The organism is Nocardioides sp. CF8, assembly GCF_000389985.1.
Lineage (GTDB): Bacteria > Actinomycetota > Actinomycetes > Propionibacteriales > Nocardioidaceae > Nocardioides > Nocardioides allogilvus.
Window position 1 is genome coordinate 192254 of the sequence record NZ_CM001852.1, and the last position, 2552, is coordinate 194805.

Here is a 2552-nt window from a genome sequence, read left to right on the forward strand (position 1 = left end):
GCGCTCGCCGAAGCCCGCGCCGCCCTGGCCACCGACGACGTGCCCGTGGGTGCCGTGGTCATCTCCCCCACCGGTGAGCTGATCGGGGTCGGGCACAACATCCGCGAGCTCGACCACGACCCCACCGGCCACGCCGAGGTCGTCGCCCTCCGCGGAGCGGCCGTCGCGCTCGGCTCCTGGCGGCTGACCGGCTGCACCCTCGTCGTGACCCTCGAGCCGTGCACGATGTGCGCCGGTGCGGCCGTACTCGCCCGCGTGGAGCGCATCGTGTTCGGCGCCTTCGACGAGAAGGCAGGCGCCGTCGGGTCGCTGTGGGACGTCGTGCGCGACCGCCGGCTCAACCACCGGCCCGAAGTCGTCGCCGGGGTGCTCGCGGACGAGTCGGCGGCCCTGCTCGACGGGTTCTTCGCGCAGCATCGCTGATCCCCGGGGCATCCGATTTCATCGCCCCCGCCCGTCTCCGGTAACCTTCCCCGCGGTGGCGTGTCCGAGCGGCCGAAGGTGCAACACTCGAAATGTTGTGTGGGGTCAAACCCACCGTGGGTTCAAATCCCACCGCCACCGCCATGTGATGTCTCAGGACATCGACGAGATCCGAACCCACGGACGTGGGTTCGGATCTTGTGGTTTCCGCAGCCCCACGAGGGTCACAGCCCGAGCAACAGGGGGGCGCGTCTCATTGCCTCGAACCCGTCCGGGTCGAGCAGGTCACGCATGAGGCGCGGGAAGGCACGCGGCCCGAAGAGGACCGCCTGTCGCTGGGCTGCCTCGACGTCGTCGAGTGACCACCAGCGCATGTCGAGCACGCCGTCCTCGCAAGGATGGTCAGCGGCGTCCACCAGCGCACCCGCTTCCCTGGTGAAGGCGCTCAACGGCACGACGTAGAAGTGCCCGGTCACACCGGAGTAGCCGTGCGGTTCCATCTCGGGGAACCTGTTCTCCTGCGCCCACACGAGTGCGGGTGCGGTCTGGTCCGTCAGCACGAGGCCGGTCTCCTCGAAGAGCTCACGAGCGAGGGCCTCCACCAGCGATTCCCCGTCCTCGACGCCGCCGCCCGGTCCGACCCACACGGTCGTCTCCTCGTCGATCCGGTGCTGGGCCAGCAGGACCCGTGAGTCGTCGTCGAACACGAGACCACGACAAGAGGCACGCAGAGGCAGGTCGGATTCACTCACGGCGCCACCGTTTCACACCGCGTGGACATGAGGACGGGTCTCTCGGTGCACCGGAAACCTGCCGCTGGCTGTCCGGCTCAGAGCAGGTCGAGCGCGATCAGCGGGTCGCCCTCCTGGACGACGTCGCCGACGGCGACCTTGATCGCCGTGACCCGGCCGGGCCGCTCGGCGAGGACCGGGATCTCCATCTTCATCGACTCGAGCAGGACGACGGTGTCGCCGGCACCGATGGTGTCGCCGACCTCGCAGTCGACGCTGAGGACGTTGGCGACCATCTCGGCGAGGATCTCGGTCGACTTCGTACGGGCCATGGTTCGACGCTAGTGGTTACCGCGGCGTACGAAGTGCTCGGCGAGGCGGGCCGCTCAGAGCTCGGCGAAGCGCGAGGGCTCCGGCCGGTGGGCCTCGGCCTCCTCCGCACGGCGACCACGGCGACCGCGGGGCGCGGTGAGGGCGAGGTCGAGCCGGACGAGGAGATAGCCCAGGAGCAGGCCGAGCACGAGGGAGTAGACCCCACGCAGACCGGCCTCGAGGAACGAGCCGTCGGGATCGAGCAGCCCCTGCGCCAGCGGCACGGTCGCGGTCACGCCGAACGCGCAGACCCACCACCCCTGCCGGCGTCGGGCGCGCTGGAAGCAGCCCCACAGCAGGGCGGGGATGCCGAGGAACACCACCAGCGGCCGCGGGAAGGCGCCGATCCGATCAGCCGTCCAGGCGGCGAAGTCGAGGACGGAGCCGACGACCGACCCGGCGCCGTACCGCCGCAGGAGCTCGCCGTAGGCCAGGGTCAGGACGAGCACGACGACGCCGGCGAACACCGCGATCAGGCCGCGGCGACCGAGCCCGTGGAAGCCCGCCCCGAGGCGGTGCACGAGCGCGAAGACGAGGGCCAGCGCGAGGATGAGGGAGGCGTAGTCGAAGCGCTGGGCGACGACGGTGGGCTCGAAGCCGACGGCGGCGATCGCGGCGAACCCGGACACCAGGGTCGCGATCAAGACCTCGCGGGCGGCCGGCCAGAAGCTGACGGCCGGCACCGTCGCCATCACGGCATAGACCCCGCCGACGACGACGGTGAGCACGGCCGCGCCGGTCTGCAGGGTGGGCCCGCCGACGAGGACGGCGGCCAGGCCGATGACCAGGGCGAGCACGAGCGCGATGCCGGGCCGACCACCGGTGCGGTGGGCCAGCGCCACCGCGAGGACCGTCGAGACGGCGATCGCACCGGCCCCGTCGAGCCACTCGGGACCGACGCCGGCGACCGCGCACGTGAGGGCCGTGAGCCCCGCCAGCAGCACGGCGGCGGCCGCGGCGACGGCGCCGATCATCGGCAGCCGACGAGGCGCCGCTGGCTGGTCGGGTTCGGCGGCGGCCCGCTCG

At 71.9% G+C, this 2552-nt stretch carries 4 protein-coding genes and 1 tRNA gene; 2 read left to right on the forward strand and 3 right to left on the reverse strand.

What is annotated here, in order from left to right:
- Both CF8_RS00915 and CF8_RS00920 read left to right on the forward strand, forming a co-directional pair.
- A partial coding sequence (locus CF8_RS00915; RefSeq protein ID WP_084622740.1) for a nucleoside deaminase occupies window positions 1-423 on the forward strand: 423 nt, incomplete at its 5' end.
- A 54-nt stretch (window positions 424-477) separates the two neighbouring features.
- Window positions 478-567 (forward strand) — tRNA-Ser (locus CF8_RS00920).
- Window positions 568-647: 80 nt separating this feature from the next.
- Here CF8_RS00920 and CF8_RS20570 read toward each other — a convergent pair.
- From CF8_RS20570 to CF8_RS00935, 3 genes are all read right to left on the reverse strand, one after another.
- Window positions 648-1175 carry an NUDIX domain-containing protein gene (locus tag CF8_RS20570; RefSeq protein WP_084622741.1) on the reverse strand — a complete coding sequence of 176 codons (528 nt, stop codon included), beginning with the start codon at window positions 1173-1175 and terminating at the stop codon, window positions 648-650.
- A gap of 77 nt (window positions 1176-1252) precedes the next feature.
- On the reverse strand, window positions 1253-1486 hold the full coding sequence (locus tag CF8_RS00930; protein ID WP_010831262.1) for a biotin/lipoyl-binding carrier protein: 234 nt from the start codon (window positions 1484-1486) through the stop codon (window positions 1253-1255).
- 54 nt (window positions 1487-1540) lie between these two features.
- On the reverse strand, window positions 1541-2552 hold a 1012-nt coding region (locus tag CF8_RS00935; protein WP_198016921.1), incomplete at its 5' end, for a hypothetical protein.